The sequence below is a fragment of the Sphingomonas colocasiae genome (genome assembly GCF_019880585.1).
Lineage (GTDB): Bacteria > Pseudomonadota > Alphaproteobacteria > Sphingomonadales > Sphingomonadaceae > Sphingobium_A > Sphingobium_A colocasiae.
On sequence record NZ_JAINVV010000003.1, the window covers coordinates 349,784 to 367,425 of the forward strand.

Genomic DNA, 17,642 nt, shown 5'->3' on the forward strand with positions numbered 1-17,642 from the left:
GGCTCAATAGGATCGCGGCAGGCCGATCACCTGCTGTGCGACATAGTTGAGCGCCATTTCCTGGCTGATCGGGGCGATCCGCATCAGGCGGGCCTCGCGGAAATAGCGTTCGACATCATATTCCTTGGCATAACCGAGCCCGCCCAGCGTCTGCACCGCGCGATCGGCGGCGAAGAACGCCGCATCGGCGCACAGCAGTTTCGCCATATTCGCTTCCGCGCCGCAAGGCTCGCCGCGATCGTAGAGCCACGCCGCCTTGCGCGCCAGCAGTTCCGCCGCCTGCAGATTGGCATGCGCCTGCGCGAGCGGATGCTGGATCGCCTGGTTGGCGCCGATCGGCCGATCGAAGACCGAACGTTCATTGGCATAGGCGATCGCGCGCCGGAGCGCGGCCTGGCCGATGCCGAGCGATTCATGCGCGAGCAGGATGCGTTCGGGATTGAGCCCGTCGAGCAGATAGCGGAAACCCTTGCCCTCGTCGCCGATGCGCGCGCTTTCGGGCACTTCCAGGTCGTCGATGAACACCTCTGTCGACGCCACGGCATTGCGGCCGAGCTTGTCGATCGGACGGATCGAGATCTTGCTGCGATCGATGTCGATCAGGAACAGCGTGATGCCGTCGGTGGGCTTCGCGCATTCCTCGCGCGGGGTGGTCCGCGTGACGAGGATCATCTTCTGCGAATCGAGCGCCTTGGTGATCCAGATCTTGCGCCCGTTGATGACATAGCCGTTTTCGGTGCGCCGCGCGAACGTGCGGATCCGCGTGGTATCGGTGCCGGCATCGGCCTCGGTCACCGCGAAACAGACATGGCATTCGCCCGTCGCCACCTTGGGCAGCAGGCTCTGGCGCAGTTCCTCCGAGCCATGTTTGGCGACGACGTTCACGCCGAAGATGCTCAGGTGCATCGGGCTGCAGCCATTCATCGCGGCGCCGGAGGCCGCGACCTCCTGAAGCAGCAGCGCCGCTTCGCTGATGCCCAGACCGCTGCCGCCATATTGTTCGGGAATGGCGATGCCGATCCAGCCGGCTTCGGCGAAGGCATTGTAGAAATCCCACGGAAATTCGTGGTTGGTGTCGCGTTCGCGCCAATAGGCGTCATCGAACTTGCCGGCCAGTGCGCGAACGGCGCGCTGAACCTCGCGCTGGGTTGCGTTGAGCTCGAAATCCATAGGTCCTTCCTGCCTTGTTCCTTCACGCACTCAACATACTACGCAGTAGGTTGCAAGCAGGAAACCGTCAGCCGACGAACATTTTCTGCAATGTTTCGGGGTCGAGCGCCCTGCCCGGCGTCGCGGCGGCGCCATCGATGACGGCAGGCCAATGCGCGGACAAGGTGTCGCCGGCGGCGAGATGAATGCCCGGCGACATCGCGATATGCGCGGACGAAAACCAGCCGCCGCCGGCCACCAAGATGCCGCCCGTCGTTTCCAGCGTATCGGAGGCCAGTTCGAGCACGGCGGGCGCGACGAGATCGGGATCGAGCCGCGCCGCGAGTTCGGGCGAAAGCAGATGCGCCGACATCGGCGTCGTCGCGATCGGCGCCAGGCAATTGACGAGCACGTTCTTGGAACGCCCCTCGATCGCCAGCACATTGGCCAGGCCGATGATGCCCATCTTCGCCGCCGCATAGGATGCCTGCGAGAAATTGCCCCACAATCCGGACGGCGAGGTGACGAGGATCAGCCGGCCGAAACGCTGCGCCAGCATATGCGGCCAGGCCGCGTGACAGAGATTATGCGTGCCGTTCAGATGGACGTCGATCACGTCATGCCACTGGGCCTGGCTCGACTTGGCGTAGGACTGGTTGCGCTCGATCCCGGCATTGCTGACCAGGATGTCGATGCGCCCGAAGCTGTCGAGCGCCGTCGCGACGATCGCCTGCCCGCCTTCTGCCCGGGCGACGCTGTCGAGATTGGCCACGGCTTCGCCGCCGGCAGCGCGGATCTCGGTCGCGACACGCTCCGCCGTTGCGACGCCATCGGTCTCGCCGATATCGTTGATGACGACGCGCGCGCCCGCTGCCGCCAATGCAAGCGCATAGGAACGGCCGAGCCCCTGCCCTGCCCCGGTCACGATCGCCACCTTGCCCGATACGCCGCTCATGCTTCGTTCCTCTCCAACAGGGCGCGCAGCTTTCCGAGATATTGCGCGGAGGTGACGCCATCGATGATGCGGTGGTCCGCCGCGAGCGTCAGATACATGGTCGGCCGCGCGACGACCTGTCCGTCGATCACGAACGGCCGTTCCGCGATCGCGCCGGCGAACAGCAAGGCCGTCTGCCGATGGTTGATCACCGGAAAGCCGGTGTCGATCCCCAGCGTCCCGAGATTGGAGACCGTCATCACCGCGCCTTCGAACTCCTCCGGCGCCAGGCGACGCGCGCGCGCGCGATCGCTCAGGTCGCGGATGCGCGCGACGAGTTCGGGAAAAGCCAGATCGCACGCCCCCCGGATGACGGGTGTCATCAGGCCGTGATCGGTCGCCACGGCGAAGGCGATCGCGGGATCCGCCGGGCGCTCGATCGCGCCATCGCGAAACACGCCCCTGAAAGCGGGCATCTCCGCAAGCGCCGCGATCGCGGCATGCACGATCAGGTCGTTGACCGAAGCGCGGCCGCCGTCACCGGCCGGCTCGGCGCGCAGTTTCGCGAGCCGGTCGAGCAGCGGTTTGGCGTCGATCTGGACGATCTCCGCGAAATGCGGGATTTCGGCCCAGCTTCGCGCCATCGCGCCCGCCATCGCCTTGCGCACGCCGCTCAGCCGTTCGACCGCGCCGCTCATTCGACGTCGTCAGCGCGCGCGATAACCGTGCCGACGGGCACGACATCCTCTTCGCCGACCAGGATTTCGCGCAATATGCCCGCACGCGTGGCCTCGACCTCCGCCACCGCTTTTTCGGTCTCGCATTCGTACAGCGGATCGCCGACCTCGAAGCGTTCGCCGATCTGCTTCAGCCAGCCGACGACGGTGCCTTCCTCCATCGTCTGGCCGAGTTTGGTGAGCTTGATATCGAACATCGCCATTTCCTTTATCGTCCGGCCTGGGCCAATGCGGTGATCGCGGCTGACACCGCTTCGATGTCGGGCGTCAGCAGCCCTTCCAGATCCTGGTTCTGCGGCACATAGGTATCCGCCCCGGCAATACGCACCGGCGCCGCCTTGAGCGCCGCGAACCGGCGCTCGACCACCTGTGCGATCAGTTCGCCGGCAAGCCCGCCGGTCACCGGCCCCTCATGCACCACCGCCAGCCGTCCGGTCCGGTCGACCGATTCCAATATCGTATCGAGGTCGAACGGGCTGATGCCGCGTGGATCGATGATCTCGCATTCGATACCCGCACCCGCCAGCGTTTCCGCCGCCTGCGCCGCGACCGTCGCCATGCGCGACCACGCGACAACCGTCACGTCGCCCCCGCGCCGCCAGGTCGAAGCGACGCCAAGGGGAACGAGATGTTCGCCCTCCGGCACCGGCCCACGCCGGTTGTAGAGCGACTTGTTCTCGAGGAAGAGCACGGGATCATCGTCGCGGATCGCCGATTTGAGCATACCCTTCGCATCGGCGGGCGTCGCCGGCATCGCAACCTTGAGGCCGAAACTGCTCCAGAAATATTGCGCCAGCGATTGCGAATGCTCAGGCCCCAGGCCCCCGACCACGCCTTCCGGCGCGCGGATCACGAGCGGCACCGATTGGCCGCCGCCATGCATATAGCGCCATTTCGCCGCCTTGTTCACGATCTCGTCCATCGCGATCAGCGCGAAATCGGCATATTGCAGTTCCACTACCGGACGTGCGCCCGCCAGCGCCGCCCCGACGCCGCCGCCGACGATCAGCGCTTCCGAGATCGGCGTATCGAATACCCGATCGGCGCCGAACATCTCCGTCAGCCCCTTGGTCACGCCGAACACCCCGCCGAACGGCCCGGCATCCTGCCCCATGACGAACACGCGCGGATCGCGCTCCAGTTCCTCGATCAGTGCTTCGCGCAGCGCGGCGCGGTAGCTCAATGTCTTCATCCCGCTCATGCCGCCGTCTCCCTGGGTGCCAGCAGCCCTTCGTGAATGCGTTCCGGCCCGGGCTTGGGCGCCGCCAGTGCCTGGGTGATCGCCGCCTCCATCGCCGCCGCTTCCTCGTTTCGGATGGCGCCCAGCCGGTCGCCGGCGATGCCGCGCGCGGCCAGCTTCTCCGCGACGATCCGCACGGGATCGCGCTGCTGCGCGGCGGCGATATCCTCCTTGCTGCGGTAGGTTTGCGGATCGCCCTCATAATGGCCGCGGAACCGCAGCGTCTTCGCCTCGATCAGCGTCGGCCCGTCGCCCGCCCGCGCGCGTGCCACGGCTTCGGCGACGGCGTCGTAAACCGCCTCGACATCCTGCCCGTCGACGATGCGCGACGGCATGCCATAGGCCCCGGCGCGATCCGCGACATCCTCGATCGAGGTCGCGTCGCGATGCGCGACCGAGACCGACAGGCCGTTATTCTCGCACAGCCACACCATCGGCAGCTTCCAGAGCGCCGCGGCATTGGCCGCCTCGTGAAAGGTGCCGCGATTGGCAGATCCTTCGCCGAAGATATGCACCGAGACGCGGTCGTCGCCCAATCGGCGGGCGCCGAGCGCGGCCCCCGCCGACAGGACGAAACCGCCGCCGAGCGTACCGCTCGACCCCATCAGCCCCAGCGAATGATCGACGGCATGGACGATGCCGGCACCCAGCCCACGCGTCGCCCCGCTCGTCCGCCCCAGGAAATCGCCGAGCAACGGCCCAGGCGCCATGCCCTTGGCCAGCAACTGGGTCAGCCCGCGATGGCTGTAGAACAACATGTCGTCGTCACGCAGCGCCGCGCAGACGCCGGTTCCAATCGCTTCCTGGCCACGCCCTGAATGGAGCAGCAATCGGGCGCTGCCATCCTCGATCAGGCGCAACACCGCCTGCTCCAGCAGGATGGCACGCTCCATGATTCGGTAGACGTGAAGAAGCTGCTCGTCGGTCATCGGCGGCAAGGCGAACACTCCCCTCTCTTCAGGATTCCCCGTCCATGCGGGGGCTGGTGGAATTTCGCAACAGCGTCGAAATCCGTTGACCTACTGAGTAGTATGTGCCCTAAACCCTGTCAAGTACTGCCCCAAGGGCGGGATTCGCCAAACGCTAGGGAGATTGAATCAATGCAAGCCGACACCATCACGACCGGCGAGGCGCCGCACAGCGAGTCCGATGCCGCGCTCGTCGCGCGCATCGATCGGCTGTGCACAGAGACGCTGCTGCCGATCGTGCACGGCTGGAGCGACCACGCCGTCACCTGCCGCCCGCTGATCGAAGCGATCGCGGCGGAGAATCTTCTCGGCCTGGCCTTGCCCGAGGGCTATGGCGGCCAAGGTCAGGTCGATCGCTATTCCGCGATCCTGTGCCTGTTGCGCGAACGCTTCGGCTATCACGATGCGCTGATCGACACGCATTTCGCGGTCCAGGGCCTGGGCACCAGCGCGATCGTCCGCATGGGAACGGCGGAACAACATGCCCGCTATCTGCCCGGCCTCACCGCCGGCCGTACGCTGTTCTCGTTCGCGCTGACCGAGCCGCATAGCGGATCCGACGTTCTCGGCATGAAGACGCGCGCACATCGCGACGGCAACGACTGGGTGCTCAACGGATCGAAGATGTTCATTTCCGGTGCACCCGATGCCGATGTCTACATCACCTTCGCGCGCACCGGCGGCGAGGAGGACAAGCGTTCAGTCACCGCCTTCCTTGTCGAGAAGGACACGCCCGGCTTCACCGCGCGCGGCGGCATCGACCTGCAGGCGCCGCACGCCATCGGCTATCTCGATTTCGACGATTGCCGCCTGCCCGACAGCCAGCGCATCGGTGAGGTCGGCGACGGGCTGCGCGCATCGCTCGGCACGCTCGAGATCTTCCGCCCGTCGGTCGGCGCCGCGACGATCGGCATGGCGCGCCGCGCGCTGGATCTGGCGCTCGGTTTCGCGGGCGGGCGTCAGGCATTCGGCGGCACGCTTGCCGACCTGCCGGGCATCAGGCTCAAGCTCGGCCGCATGGCGGCGCTGATCCAGGGCGGCAGCGCCCTGATCAACCGCGCGGCGACGATGCGGGATTCGGGACGGAGCACATTGGTGGAAGGCGCGATCGCCAAGGCCTTTTCGACCGAAGCCGCCGTCGAGATCATCTATGAAGCCCAGCAGATCCATGGCGGGCGCGGCGTGATCGTCGGGCAGGAGATCGAAATGCTCTCCCGCGCGGTCCGCCCGACGACCATCTACGAAGGCGCCTCCGAAGTGCAGCGCTCGATCATCGGCAAGGCGGAGGCCAAGCGCGCCGCAGCGGGCGGATCGCGCGGAACCGCGGTGGACGGCCCCGCGACGGCACTGCTCGCCGGTGCCCGCGACTGCTACGAGGCCTGGCTTGCCGCCGCATCCGTGGACGGGCGCACCCAGCAGCCGGCCTTCCAGGTCCGCCTTGCCGAAAGCGCGATGGCGCTGGAAGCGGCGGAAACCGTCGCTCCGGGCGATGCGCAGCTCTACCTCGCCCTCGCGGCGGCGCGCGCGATCATCGGCAATATCCAGCGCACGGGCGGCGGCGCGGCGATCGATGCGCTCGACCGCGCTGTCGCCGATGCGGGCGCACATGAAGACGGGCTCGCGCTCGCCATCGCCAACGCCCTGTTCGCGGAGGCCGCACGATGAGCGGGCTCTGGTTCGAGGAATTCGAGATCGGGCAGGTGTTCGATCACCCCTGGCGCCGCACCGTCACCGAATATGACAATATGCTCTTTTCGAACCTGACGATGAACGTCCAGCCGCTGCACATCGATTTCGAGTTCGCGAAGACCACCGAATTCGGCCAGCCGCTGGTGAATTCGCTGTTCACGCTGGGGCTGATGATCGGCATGACCGTCAACGACACCACGCTCGGCACGACGGTGGCCAATCTCGGCATGTCCGATGTGCGCTTCCCCAAGCCCGTCTTCCATGGCGACACGATCCGGGTGACGACGACGGTCAAGGACAAGCGCGAAAGCGCCTCCCGTCCCGGCCAGGGCATCGTCACCTTCGTCCATCAGGCCTATAACCAGCGCGACGAACTCGTCGCGCTGTGCGAGCGTGCGGCCCTGATGAAGGGCAAGCCGGCATCGTGATCCGCTCGCTGCTGTTCGTGCCCGCCAATCGCGCCGATTTCATCGCGAAGCTCGATCGCGCGCCCGCCGATGCGGTGGCGATCGACCTGGAAGACGGCCTCGCCCCCGTCGCGCGCCCGGAAACGCGGGCCCGCCTCGATGAAATCGTCCATTCGGCGCGCGCGCGGGCAGCAGCCGGCACGGCGGTCTGGGTCAGGGTCAATGCCGCGGATACGCCGGACTTCGGCGCCGACTGCGCGGCCGCGGCGGATTGCGGTTGCGACGGGATCATCCTCGCCAAGGCGGAAAGCGGGGAAGAGGTGGAACGTGCCGCCACCCTCACCGGCCGTCCGGTGCTCGCGGGGATCGAATCGGTCGCCGGCCTGTTCGCCGCATCGGAAATCGCGCACGCCGCGCAACTCGGGGTCTTCTTCGGCGCCGAAGACTATGTCGTGGACCTTGGCGGGCGCCGCACCGCCCAGGGACTCGAAGTCCTGTATGCGCGCTCGCAGGTCGCGCTCGCCGCGCGCCGCGCGCGCGTGCCCGCACTCGATCTCGTCACGATCGACATGCGGGACGATGCGCGCTGCGACGCCGATGCCGAAGCGGGCCGCGACCTGGGCTATACCGGCAAGATGTGCATCACCCCCCGGCAGGTCGAGCGGGCCAATGCCGCCTATCGGCCGGCGCCCGAGGCCGTCGAACAGGCCGCGCGGCTGATCGCCGCTTATGAAGCAGCCAAGGCGCGGGGGCTGGGCGCGATCGCGTTCGAGGGCCGGATGGTCGACGAACCGCTGCTGCGCCAGGCGCGCGCAATCGCCGGAGCCGCCACATGACCCGGCGCCTGCCCGATGCCGACGCGATCGACTGGGCCGGGATCCTGAAGCCGGGCGAGACGGTCATGATCGGCGAAGGTGCGGGCGAGCCGCTGACGCTCGCGGAAAGCCTTGTCGCCGCACGGCACGGGTTGCGCGATATCCGCGTCTTTCTGGGCATGACGCTGGCCGGAACCTTTCGCCCCGAACATGCCGATACGCTGGCCTTCAGCAGCTATGGCGCACTCGGCCAGACCCGCAAGCTGGCGGATGCCGGCGTACTGGATATCCTGCCGATCGGCCTTGGTCAGGTTCCCGCTCTTGTGGCGCGCGGGGCGTTGAACCTGCCCGTCGTCGCGGTCGCGCTGTCGCCGCCCGGCCCCGACGGGCGGCATTCGTTCGGCCTGACCGCCATGCACCTGCCCGCCGCGATCCGATCGGCACGGCTGGTGATCGCGGAGGTCAATCACGCCCTGCCTTATATTCCGGGCGAAACCATCGCGGCTTCCGAAATCGACATCATGATCGAAAGCGAACGCCCCGCCCCCGAATTGCCGGCGGCGGCAGGCAGCAGAACCGTCGAAGCGATCGCGCGCCATGCGGCGCGGTTCATCGGCGACGGCGCCTCGCTTCAACTCGGCGTCGGCGCGATCCCCGAAGCGATCTGCCGCGAACTCGCCGACCGGCGCGACCTGGGCATTCACAGCGGGCTGCTCTCGCCCAGCCTGGCGCGGCTGATCGAACAGGGGGTCGCCACCGGCAAGCATCAGCCGATCGTTCCTGGAAGGGCGGTTTTCGGCGCGGTGATGGGCGACCGGGCGCTTTACGATTTCGTTCGCGGCAATGCCGCCCTCCACCTGGCCGGGATCGAGACCACGCATGGCCGAGCGGCCGAGGTGGACAATCTCGTCGCGATCAACGGCGCGCTGGGCGTCGATCTTTACGGTCAGGTCAATGCCGAACTGGCGGGCCGGCGCCATGTGGGGGCGATCGGCGGCCAGGCAGAATTCTCGCGCGCCGGCACGATCGCCACGCGCGGCCGCAGCATCATCGCGCTCGCCGCGACCAGCCCGGACGGCAGACGCAGCACGATCAGCGCCGCACCGGTACCGCGCGTCACCACCTCGCGCGCCGATGTCGATATCGTCGTCACCGAATATGGGGCGGCTGAACTGGCCGGTTGCGGCGAGGCGGAACGCCGCCGCCGCCTGATCGCGATCGCGGCGCCGGCCTTCCGCGACCCCCTGTCCGCCGGAGAAGACCGTACCGATGTCGACTGATATGCCCAGCCCCCGTGCGGCGTGGTGGACGGTGGCGGTGCTGTTCGCCGCATATCTGGTCTCGTTCGTCGACCGGGTCATCATCGGCCTGCTCGTCGAACCCATCAAGGCGGACCTGCAACTCACCGACACCGAGTTCGCGCTGCTCCAGGGCATGGCGTTCGCGCTGCTCTATACTGTGCTCGGGCTTCCATGCGGCTGGCTGGCCGATCGTTATCCGAGGCGATGGCTGCTGACAGCCGGCAGCGCGATATGGAGCCTCGCCACCGCCGCTTGCGGGCTTGCCGGCTCGTTCGGCCAGTTCCTGGCCGCGCGCATCGGCGTCGGCGCGGGCGAAGCGGTGCTGCCGCCATCGGCGGTCTCGCTCATCGTGGACAGCTTTCCGCCACGAAACCGCGCGCTCGCGATGAGCGTCTATACCGCCGCATCGAGCATCGGCGCGGGCGCGGCGCTGCTGCTCGGCGGCGCGGTCGTCGCCGCCGTCGCCCAATCGCCACGGGTGGACATTCCCTTGATCGGTCCGATCGCATCGTGGCAGGCAGTGTTCCTGATCGTCGGCCTTGGCGGGCTCAGCATTTCCGCGCTTGCCCTCACCATCGCAGAGCCGCCCCGCGCCACGCGCCAAGGCCCGCAAAGCACGTCCGCCGAGCTTTGGCGTCACCTTCTGGCGCATCGGGCGGTCTTCCTGCCGCTCATCGCCGCGATGGTCCTTTACGCGATCCTTGCCTATGGGTTGCTCGCCTGGGTGCCGGCCTTCTTCATGCGCAGCTATGGAATGGGTGCCGCCGAAGTGGGGCTGAAATACGGGCTCGTCCTGCTCGTTTTCGGCGGCGGCGGCGGTCTGGCCGGCGCCGCATTCGCGGCACGCCTCACTCGTCGCTTCGGCTCACCGGGCCTGATCGCCTGTGCGATCGCCGCAGCCCTTACCGGCCCGTTGATGGCCTTCGCCTTCGCTTCGCATACGCCTACAATCGCGCTGCTGTGGTTCGCCCCCGCGCTGCTGACCTACACCGTGCCCAGCGGCCTGGCGATCGCGGCGATGCAGTCCGCGGTGCCCAGCGCGCATCGCGGCATGGCGGCGGCGCTCTATTATCTGCTCATCGGCCTGTTCGGCATGGCGCTCGGTCCCCTCACCATCGCGCTGCTGACCGACAATGTCTTCGGAACGGACGGACTGCGCTGGTCGCTGGCGACCGTCGCGCTCGCCAGCGCGCCGATCGCCGCCATATTGTTCTGGAAAGCGGCGCGGCCGCATGCGGACCTGACCGCACAGGGCGAGAGCTGACGAGGCGCAGCACGCCCGCTTTCAGAGAGCGATATGAGCGATTCGGCACGACGCTGTCGGCCCCGGTCGATTCGGTGGGCCGGCACTTCGCCGGCCGCGGATCAGGTCATCCCATGTTCCGGCGGAATATCGGACATCGGCCCTGCGGGTCGCTGCGCCAGCAGGTCCACGCTCTCGCCGCTCTCATATCGCTCCAGCAGCCTGTCGGGATCATAATCGATGCCGATCGGATTGGCGCCGAACGCCTCGCTGGCCATGAACGCGTTCGCGTCCTCCACAGTGCCGCAATCGACCTGGAATTCCATCCTGTTGCCATCGGGATCGCGACAATAGAGCGACAGGGTGATGCCGTGGTGAACCGGCCAGTAAGGCAGGATGCCAGCGGCCTTGAGCCGGGCATAGGTCTTCATCAGTTCGCCCGCGTCGGCATAGGTATAGGCGACATGATTGACGCCGATATCGCCGCGTTCGCCGATATTCTCGCCGTCCGGCTTCAACAGCGAGAGGTTGGCGAAGGCGAAGCGATGATGCTCGTCGTCATAGGTCAGGAAGGCCAGCGCGGGATTGCGATGGACGATGTCCGCCTCGAACACCGTTTGATACCATTGGATCATCTCGTCGAAACGGCGCGTCTGATACACGACATGCGCGAACTTGACCGGCTTTGTCATGCGCGTTCCCCCTCGAATTGAGCGGGCTCCAACACCGCTCAGTCTTCGCGGCAATCATTAGCATGGCAAGGCGCGGAAAGCAGTGCCCGCTACACAGCCCCTTTCGGGACAATCGATTTTCGGTGACTGGATCGCCCTGAATCGGACGTATGGAAAAATGGTGGAGCCGAGGGGGATCGAACCCCTGACCTCTACAATGCCATTGTAGCGCTCTCCCAGCTGAGCTACGGCCCCGTCCATTTTTCGCGCCGTGCCCTGGGGGGCTGCGGCGGTGAGGCGCTGCCTTTATGTCGGCTTCGCGCGCTTTGCAACTATCTTATTTTACCTTTTTCGAGGTTCCGATGCATGCGCCGACCGGATCGGCAAGATGCATCGGAACATCGCCCGTCCGATCAGTTATTGCCGTCGTCGTCGTCGTCGGACGTGACCACGCCCAGATCGTCGTCGCCGCCCAGATCGACCTCGTCGTCGGGCGAATCGCTATCCTCTTCGACGTCCAGATCCAGATCGTCGTCGACCAGATCGGAATCGACATCCTTCTTGGTGTCGCTTTCCTTCTTGGGAACGTCATAGGGAAGCGGCTGCTTCGACTTCAGGATAGGATCGGGCTCCCACACATTGCCGCATTCGATGCAGGTGACGGGGTCGTCCTTGGTCAGATCGTAGAAGCGCGTCGCGCATTTCGGGCAGGTCCGCTTCGTGCCCCATTCAGGCTTCACCATGTGCCGCCTCTAACCTCCAGTAAAATGAAAGAAGCGGGCCCACCGAAGCCGGCCGCCCGCCAATCGTCGCGCGCCTTGCCATAGCGGGACGCCGCTGTCAAAAGCCGCGACGATTTCTCTATCCCCATCCTGGAAAAACCATGCACGCCGCCGCGCCCTCGCCTTCGTCCTTTTCCGCGCCCGGCGCGCTTCGCGGCCGCATCCGCGTGCCCGGCGACAAGTCGATCTCGCACCGTTCGCTGATGCTGTCCGCGCTCGCGGTCGGCGAAAGCCGCGTCAGCGGGCTGCTGGAGGGTGAGGACGTGCTCGCCACCGCCGCGGCGATGCGCGCGATGGGCGCGGATATCGTGCGCGGCGACGACGGACTGTGGCGCATCCATGGCGTCGGCGTCGGCGGGCTGCTCCAGCCCGGACAAGCGCTCGACATGGGCAATAGCGGCACTTCGACTCGCCTGTTGATGGGGCTGGTCGCCAGCCATCCGATCACCGCCACCTTCATCGGCGACGCATCGCTCTCGAAACGTCCGATGGGCCGCGTGATCGAACCGCTCGGCCTGATGGGCGCGGAGTTCACCGCCAGCCCCGGCGGCCGGCTGCCGCTGATGGTGCGCGGCCTGTGCCCCGCCGTGCCGCTCGAATATCGCCTGCCCGTCGCCTCGGCGCAGGTGAAGTCGGCGATCCTGCTGGCCGGGCTCAACACGCCGGGCACCACCCGCGTGATCGAGCCCGTGCCGACGCGCGACCACAGCGAACGCATGCTGCGCGGATTCGGCGCAGCACTTGAGGTGACGGAAGACGATGACGGCGCTCGCATCATCGCGTTGACCGGTGAAGCAGAGCTCAGGCCGCAGGCGATCACCGTGCCCGGAGACCCCTCCTCCGCCGCCTTCCCGCTGGTCGCGGCACTGCTGGTGCCGGGATCCGATGTGGTGATCGAGAATGTCGGCATCAACGAGACGCGCGCCGGGCTGATCGGCGTATTGCGCGAAATGGGCGCGGATATCGCGCTGCTGCATGAGCGCGTCGTCGGCGGCGAACCCGTCGCCGATCTCCATGTCCGCCATTCGCCGCTGAGTGGAATCGAGGTTCCGCCCTCGGTCGCACCGTCGATGATCGACGAATTCCCGATCCTGTTCGTCGCCTCAGCCCTGGCATCGGGCCGCACCGTCATGCGCGGGCTGGACGAGTTGCGCGTCAAGGAATCGGACCGGATCGCGGTGATGGCGGAGGGACTGTCCGCGATCGGCGCGCGCGTCGAGGAACTCCCGGACGGCATGGTGATAGAAGGCACCGGCGGCGATCCGCTTGCCGGCGGCGCGACGATCGCCGCAAATCTGGATCATCGCATCGCAATGAGCTTCGCGGTCGCTGGACTTGTTTCGCGCCAGCCCGTCATTGTCGACGACATGGCACCCGTCGCAACCAGCTTCCCACAATTCACCACGCTCATGACCTCGCTGGGCGCGGAGGCGGCATGATCATCGCCGTCGACGGCCCGGCGGCGTCGGGCAAGGGCACGATCGCCCGCGCGCTCGCCAAACATTATCGCCTTCCGCATCTCGATACCGGCCTGCTCTATCGCGCGGTCGCGCATAATCTGATGTCGGCGCATGGCGATCCGGAGAATGAGCAGGATGCGCTGGCCGCCTGTTCGTTCGAGGACCGATTGCTCGACGAGCCCGCGCTCAAGGGCGAGGAGACCGGCCGCATCGCCTCGATCGTCTCCGCGCATCCGCTTGTCCGTGCCGCGCTGATCCAGCGCCAGCGCAACTTCGCGCGCCAGGCCGGCGGCGCGGTGCTCGACGGCCGCGACATCGGCACGGTGATCGCGCCCGAAGCCGACGCCAAATTGTTCGTCACCGCGACGCCGCAGACGCGCGCGCGCCGCCGCCATGCCGAGATGCAGAAGGCCGGCAGCCTCAAGAGCCTCGATTCGGTGCTGGCCGATATCCGGGCACGCGACCGGCGCGATGCCGGGCGCGAGATCGCCCCGATGCAGACCGCCCCCGACGCGGACTTGCTCGATACCAGCTATCTCTCTATAGACGCCGCCGTCCAGCGCGCGATCGCGCTCGTGGACGCCCGGATCGGCAGACGCCTGGCGAGCTGATCACGAGAGAATAAGAAGACGGCGCGAAGACTGGTTCGGCCAAGGCCGAACTCGTTCCCCGCGCCCTTTTCGCTTTTCCCTCTCAGGGCGTCGGCGTGCCGTTCGTTCACGGGATGCCGCACCGGCATGGGGCCTGTGCGGCGGTTCTGGTCAAGACCGCCGGATACAACCGGCTGGCCGGAAAAATGGAAGACAGGAAGCATATATGGCCTCTACGGCATTTCCGAGCCGCGACGATTTCGCGGCCCTCCTCAATGAATCGCTCGGCGGCGAAGGCGAAAGCTTCGAAGGCCGCGTCGTCAAGGGCACCGTCACCGCGATCGAGAACGATCTCGCGGTCATCGACGTGGGCCTCAAGTCCGAAGGCCGCGTGCCGCTGCGCGAATTCGCGGCGCCGGGCCAGAAGGCCGATCTGAAGGTCGGCGACGAAGTCGAAGTCTATGTCGACCGCGTCGAGAACGTCCATGGCGAAGCGATGCTGTCGCGCGACCGCGCACGCCGCGAAGCCGCCTGGGACAAGCTGGAAGCCGAATTCTCCGAAACCGCGCGCGTCGAAGGCGTCATCTTCGGTCGCGTCAAGGGCGGCTTCACCGTCGACCTCGGCGGCGCCGTGGCGTTCCTGCCCGGCTCGCAGGTCGATATCCGCCCCGTCCGCGACGTCACCCCGCTGATGGACATCCCCCAGCCCTTCCAGATCCTCAAGATGGATCGCCGCCGCGGCAACATCGTCGTCTCGCGCCGCGCCATCCTGGAAGAGACCCGCGCCGAGCAGCGTTCGGGCCTGATCCAGACGCTGGCCGAAGGCCAGGTGATCGAAGGCGTCGTCAAGAACATCACCGATTACGGTGCGTTCGTCGACCTGGGCGGCATCGACGGCCTGCTCCACGTCACCGACCTGAGCTACAAGCGCATCAACCACCCGTCCGAGATGATCAACATCGGCGACACGGTGAAGGTGCAGATCATCCGCATCAACCGCGAGACGCAGCGCATCTCGCTGGGCATGAAGCAGCTCGAGAGCGATCCGTGGGATGGCGCTTCCGCCAAGTACCCGGTCGGCGCCAAGCTGTCTGGCCGCGTGACCAACATCACCGAATATGGTGCGTTCGTCGAGCTGGAGCCGGGCATCGAGGGCCTCGTCCACGTCTCCGAAATGAGCTGGACTAAGAAGAACGTCCATCCCGGCAAGATCGTCTCGACCAGCCAGGAAGTCGAAGTCATCATCCTCGAGGTCGACGAAGACAAGCGTCGCATCTCGCTCGGCCTCAAGCAGGCGATCACCAATCCCTGGGAAGCGTTCGCCGCTGCCCACCCGATCGGTTCGGTCGTCGAGGGCGAAGTCAAGAACGCCACCGAGTTCGGCCTGTTCATCGGCCTGGACGGCGATGTGGACGGCATGGTCCACATGTCCGACATTGCCTGGGGCATCTCGGGCGAGGACGCGCTCAACCTGCACCGCAAGGGTGAGGCCGTTCAGGCGATCGTTCTCGACGTCGACGCCGAGAAGGAGCGCATCTCGCTGGGCATGAAGCAGCTCGAAAAGGGCGCGCCCGCCATCGGCGGCGCTTCGGCCACTTCGGGTTCGAACCTCAACAAGAACGCGGTCGTCACCGTCACCGTTCTCGAGATCCGCGATGGCGGCCTCGAGGTCCAGGCGGGCGACGATGGCGCGACCGGCTTCATCAAGCGCACCGATCTCGGCCGCGACCGTGACGAGCAGCGTCCGGAGCGTTACCAGGTCGGCCAGAAGTTCGACGCGATGGTGACCGGCTTCGATCGTTCGAAGAAGCCCACCTTCTCGGTCAAGGCGATGCAGATCGCCGAAGAGAAGCAGGCGGTTGCGCAGTATGGCTCGTCCGATTCGGGCGCGTCGCTGGGCGACATTCTGGGCGAGGCCCTCAAGGCCCGCACCGAAGAAAAGAAGTAAGAGATATCGGAGTGTCCCGGCGACGGCCGGGGCAGTTCGATGAGGGGCGGGGAAACTTCGGTTTCCCCGCCCCTTTTCTTAGTGTTCGCGCCCACCGAACCCGGTGTTGCACACATGCCGCAAATCGAGCGTGGACGCCGCGCCGAACCTCGGATCAGCTTGCCTAGCCGCCGGCAAGCGCACATAAACACTCGGAAAAGGGGTCGCATCGCTGACGAGGGCACTCCGGCCATCGCGCCGGCAGCGGAGGTGCGTTGCGGAATGGGTGACAGGGGGTTCACTGAAAACCGGGTGGTGGCGTTGGCCACGCTGTTGCTGCTTGCGGCGATGGCGGCGTTCGCGCTCGCGCTCGGCCTGTGGCCGGCGACGCCGCCCGCCACCGCCGCGGCGCCCGGCGGCGGCACGTTCCTGGGCGTGGCATCGTGCAGCGGATCGACCTGCCATGGCCGACAGGAGGCTGACGGCAGGATCGTCCGCCAGGACGAACTGATGCGCTGGCAGGAGCCCTCCACGCCCGGCGGCGCGCATAGCCGTGCCTTCAGCATTCTTTCGAACGCGCGGAGCCGGGCCATCGCGGGTCGGCTCGGCATCGGCGACGCGACCGCATCGGCAACCTGCCTCGGCTGCCATTCCGCCCCCGCAGCATCGCGCGGCCCGCGCTTCCAGGCGGCCGATGGCGTCGGCTGCGAAAGCTGCCACGGCGCGGCATCGGGCTGGATCTCCGCCCATTATGCGGTCGGCGCCAATCACAAGCGCAACGTCGCGCTGGGCATGACCGCGCTCGACGATCCCCGCACCCGCGCCTCGGTCTGCCTCGATTGCCATTTCGGCAGCGCGGACCAGGGGCAGTTCGTCAATCACCGGATCATGGCCGCCGGCCATCCGCGCATCTCGTTCGAGCTCGACCTGTTCTCGACCTTGCAGCAGCATCATGACGAGGATGGTGATTATGCGCTGCGCAAGGGCCGGACCAACAATGTGCGTTTCTGGGCGGTCGGCCAGGCGATGGCGCTGGAACGTGCGCTGAACCTCTACGCCAATCCCCGTCTCGGGCAGGAAGGCGTGTTCCCCGAATTCTATTTCTTCGATTGCCACACCTGCCATCGCCGCATCCAGGACGGGGACGAGGCGATCCGCACCGGGATACGCAATCCCGCCCGCCCGATCCCCGAAGGCATGCCCGCCTTCAACGACGAAAGCATGATCATGCTCTCCGCCGCCATACGCGTCGCCGCCCCCGGCATGGCCAGCCGCTTCGACGCGGACAGCCGCGCCTTCCATGCCGGGCTGGCGCAGGATCGCGCGACGGCGGTTGCTGCGGCGGCGAAGCTGCGCGCGAGCACGACCGCGCTGGCCGCGACCTTCTCGTCCGCCGGTTTCGGCCGCGACCAGACCTTCGCGATCATCGAGACGATCGCGAGCGAAGCGATCAGCCCGCGTTTCACCGATTATGAAGGGAGCGTCCAGGCGGTGATGGCGGTGGACACATTACTCAACGCGCTGGTCAATGCCGGCCAGGTGAACGGCGGCGCGGCGGGCAGCATCCGCGCCGACATCAACCGCGCCTATGCGGCGGTGCGCGACCCCAACGACTATCGTCCGCTCGAATTCCGCCGCGCTCTGGGCGGCGCGGTCCGCACGATCAGGACGTTGAGATAGTGTCGCCTCCCCCACCCCCATTTGTCCCGAGCGAAGTCGAGGGACGTGT

General features: G+C 66.8%; 17 protein-coding genes and 1 tRNA gene. 9 read left to right on the forward strand and 9 right to left on the reverse strand.

Annotation, left to right across the window (positions count from 1 at the left end):
* Positions 1-3: 3 nt before the first annotated feature.
* The 6 genes from K7G82_RS05285 to K7G82_RS05310 all read right to left on the reverse strand — a co-directional run bounded on the left by K7G82_RS05285 (position 4) and on the right by K7G82_RS05310 (position 4,989).
* Positions 4-1,170, reverse strand: coding sequence for an acyl-CoA dehydrogenase family protein (locus K7G82_RS05285; protein WP_222988789.1), 1,167 nt, complete (start codon positions 1,168-1,170; stop codon positions 4-6).
* A 67-nt stretch (positions 1,171-1,237) separates the two neighbouring features.
* Positions 1,238-2,104, reverse strand: a complete 867-nt coding sequence (locus K7G82_RS05290; protein WP_222988790.1) for an SDR family NAD(P)-dependent oxidoreductase — start codon at positions 2,102-2,104, stop codon at positions 1,238-1,240.
* On the reverse strand, positions 2,101-2,781 hold the full coding sequence (locus tag K7G82_RS05295; RefSeq protein ID WP_222988791.1) for a 2-oxo acid dehydrogenase subunit E2: 681 nt from the start codon (positions 2,779-2,781) through the stop codon (positions 2,101-2,103). The genes K7G82_RS05290 and K7G82_RS05295 overlap by 4 nt, the downstream gene beginning before the upstream one ends.
* On the reverse strand, positions 2,778-3,017 hold the full coding sequence (locus tag K7G82_RS05300; RefSeq protein ID WP_222988792.1) for a biotin/lipoyl-containing protein: 240 nt from the start codon (positions 3,015-3,017) through the stop codon (positions 2,778-2,780). Before K7G82_RS05300 ends, K7G82_RS05295 begins: the two co-directional genes overlap by 4 nt.
* An 11-nt stretch (positions 3,018-3,028) precedes the next feature.
* Positions 3,029-4,021, reverse strand: coding sequence for an alpha-ketoacid dehydrogenase subunit beta (locus K7G82_RS05305; protein ID WP_222988793.1), 993 nt, complete (start codon positions 4,019-4,021; stop codon positions 3,029-3,031).
* Positions 4,018-4,989: a thiamine pyrophosphate-dependent dehydrogenase E1 component subunit alpha gene (locus K7G82_RS05310; protein ID WP_246623344.1), complete on the reverse strand. Its 972-nt coding sequence runs from the start codon at positions 4,987-4,989 to the stop codon at positions 4,018-4,020. Before K7G82_RS05310 ends, K7G82_RS05305 begins: the two co-directional genes overlap by 4 nt.
* A 171-nt stretch (positions 4,990-5,160) precedes the next feature.
* Between K7G82_RS05310 and K7G82_RS05315 the strand changes: the two genes are divergently transcribed.
* The 5 genes from K7G82_RS05315 to K7G82_RS05335 are packed head-to-tail and all read left to right on the forward strand — an operon-like array spanning position 5,161 to position 10,504.
* Entirely contained in the window at positions 5,161-6,693 is a 1,533-nt protein-coding gene (locus K7G82_RS05315) for an acyl-CoA dehydrogenase family protein (protein WP_222988795.1), read from the forward strand.
* The gene (locus tag K7G82_RS05320; RefSeq protein ID WP_222988796.1) at positions 6,690-7,145 is read left to right on the forward strand and encodes a MaoC family dehydratase; all 456 of its coding nucleotides are present in this window, start codon (positions 6,690-6,692) and stop codon (positions 7,143-7,145) included. Before K7G82_RS05315 ends, K7G82_RS05320 begins: the two co-directional genes overlap by 4 nt.
* Positions 7,142-7,960 (forward strand): HpcH/HpaI aldolase/citrate lyase family protein, encoded by an 819-nt coding sequence (locus K7G82_RS05325; protein ID WP_222988797.1) that lies wholly within the window; start codon positions 7,142-7,144, stop codon positions 7,958-7,960. Before K7G82_RS05320 ends, K7G82_RS05325 begins: the two co-directional genes overlap by 4 nt.
* Positions 7,957-9,219 carry an acetyl-CoA hydrolase/transferase family protein gene (locus K7G82_RS05330; protein ID WP_222988798.1) on the forward strand — a complete coding sequence of 421 codons (1,263 nt, stop codon included), beginning with the start codon at positions 7,957-7,959 and terminating at the stop codon, positions 9,217-9,219. Before K7G82_RS05325 ends, K7G82_RS05330 begins: the two co-directional genes overlap by 4 nt.
* A complete protein-coding gene (locus tag K7G82_RS05335) occupies positions 9,209-10,504 on the forward strand; it encodes an MFS transporter (protein ID WP_222988799.1) in 1,296 nt (431 codons plus the stop codon). Before K7G82_RS05330 ends, K7G82_RS05335 begins: the two co-directional genes overlap by 11 nt.
* A 101-nt stretch (positions 10,505-10,605) precedes the next feature.
* Here K7G82_RS05335 and K7G82_RS05340 read toward each other — a convergent pair whose 3' ends face one another.
* The 3 genes from K7G82_RS05340 to K7G82_RS05350 all read right to left on the reverse strand — a co-directional run bounded on the left by K7G82_RS05340 (position 10,606) and on the right by K7G82_RS05350 (position 11,897).
* Complete coding sequence (locus K7G82_RS05340; RefSeq protein WP_222988800.1) at positions 10,606-11,175, reverse strand: VOC family protein; 570 nt, start codon at positions 11,173-11,175, stop codon at positions 10,606-10,608.
* Positions 11,176-11,333: 158 nt separating this feature from the next.
* Positions 11,334-11,409, reverse strand: a tRNA-Ala gene (locus K7G82_RS05345).
* A gap of 158 nt (positions 11,410-11,567) precedes the next feature.
* Positions 11,568-11,897, reverse strand: a complete 330-nt coding sequence (locus K7G82_RS05350; protein ID WP_222988801.1) for an FYDLN acid domain-containing protein — start codon at positions 11,895-11,897, stop codon at positions 11,568-11,570.
* Positions 11,898-12,037: 140 nt separating this feature from the next.
* On the opposite strand from K7G82_RS05350, the gene aroA reads away from it, so the two are divergent.
* The 4 genes from aroA to K7G82_RS05370 all read left to right on the forward strand — a co-directional run bounded on the left by aroA (position 12,038) and on the right by K7G82_RS05370 (position 17,593).
* On the forward strand, positions 12,038-13,375 hold the full coding sequence (gene aroA, locus K7G82_RS05355) for a 3-phosphoshikimate 1-carboxyvinyltransferase (RefSeq protein ID WP_222988802.1): 1,338 nt from the start codon (positions 12,038-12,040) through the stop codon (positions 13,373-13,375).
* Entirely contained in the window at positions 13,372-14,007 is a 636-nt protein-coding gene (gene cmk, locus K7G82_RS05360; RefSeq protein WP_222988803.1) for a (d)CMP kinase, read from the forward strand. The genes aroA and cmk overlap by 4 nt, the downstream gene beginning before the upstream one ends.
* Positions 14,008-14,212: 205 nt before the next feature.
* A complete protein-coding gene (gene rpsA, locus K7G82_RS05365) occupies positions 14,213-15,934 on the forward strand; it encodes a 30S ribosomal protein S1 (RefSeq protein ID WP_222988804.1) in 1,722 nt (573 codons plus the stop codon).
* Between the two features lie 261 nt (positions 15,935-16,195).
* Positions 16,196-17,593, forward strand: a complete 1,398-nt coding sequence (locus K7G82_RS05370; RefSeq protein ID WP_246623284.1) for a cytochrome c family protein — start codon at positions 16,196-16,198, stop codon at positions 17,591-17,593.
* Positions 17,594-17,642 lie beyond the last annotated feature (49 nt).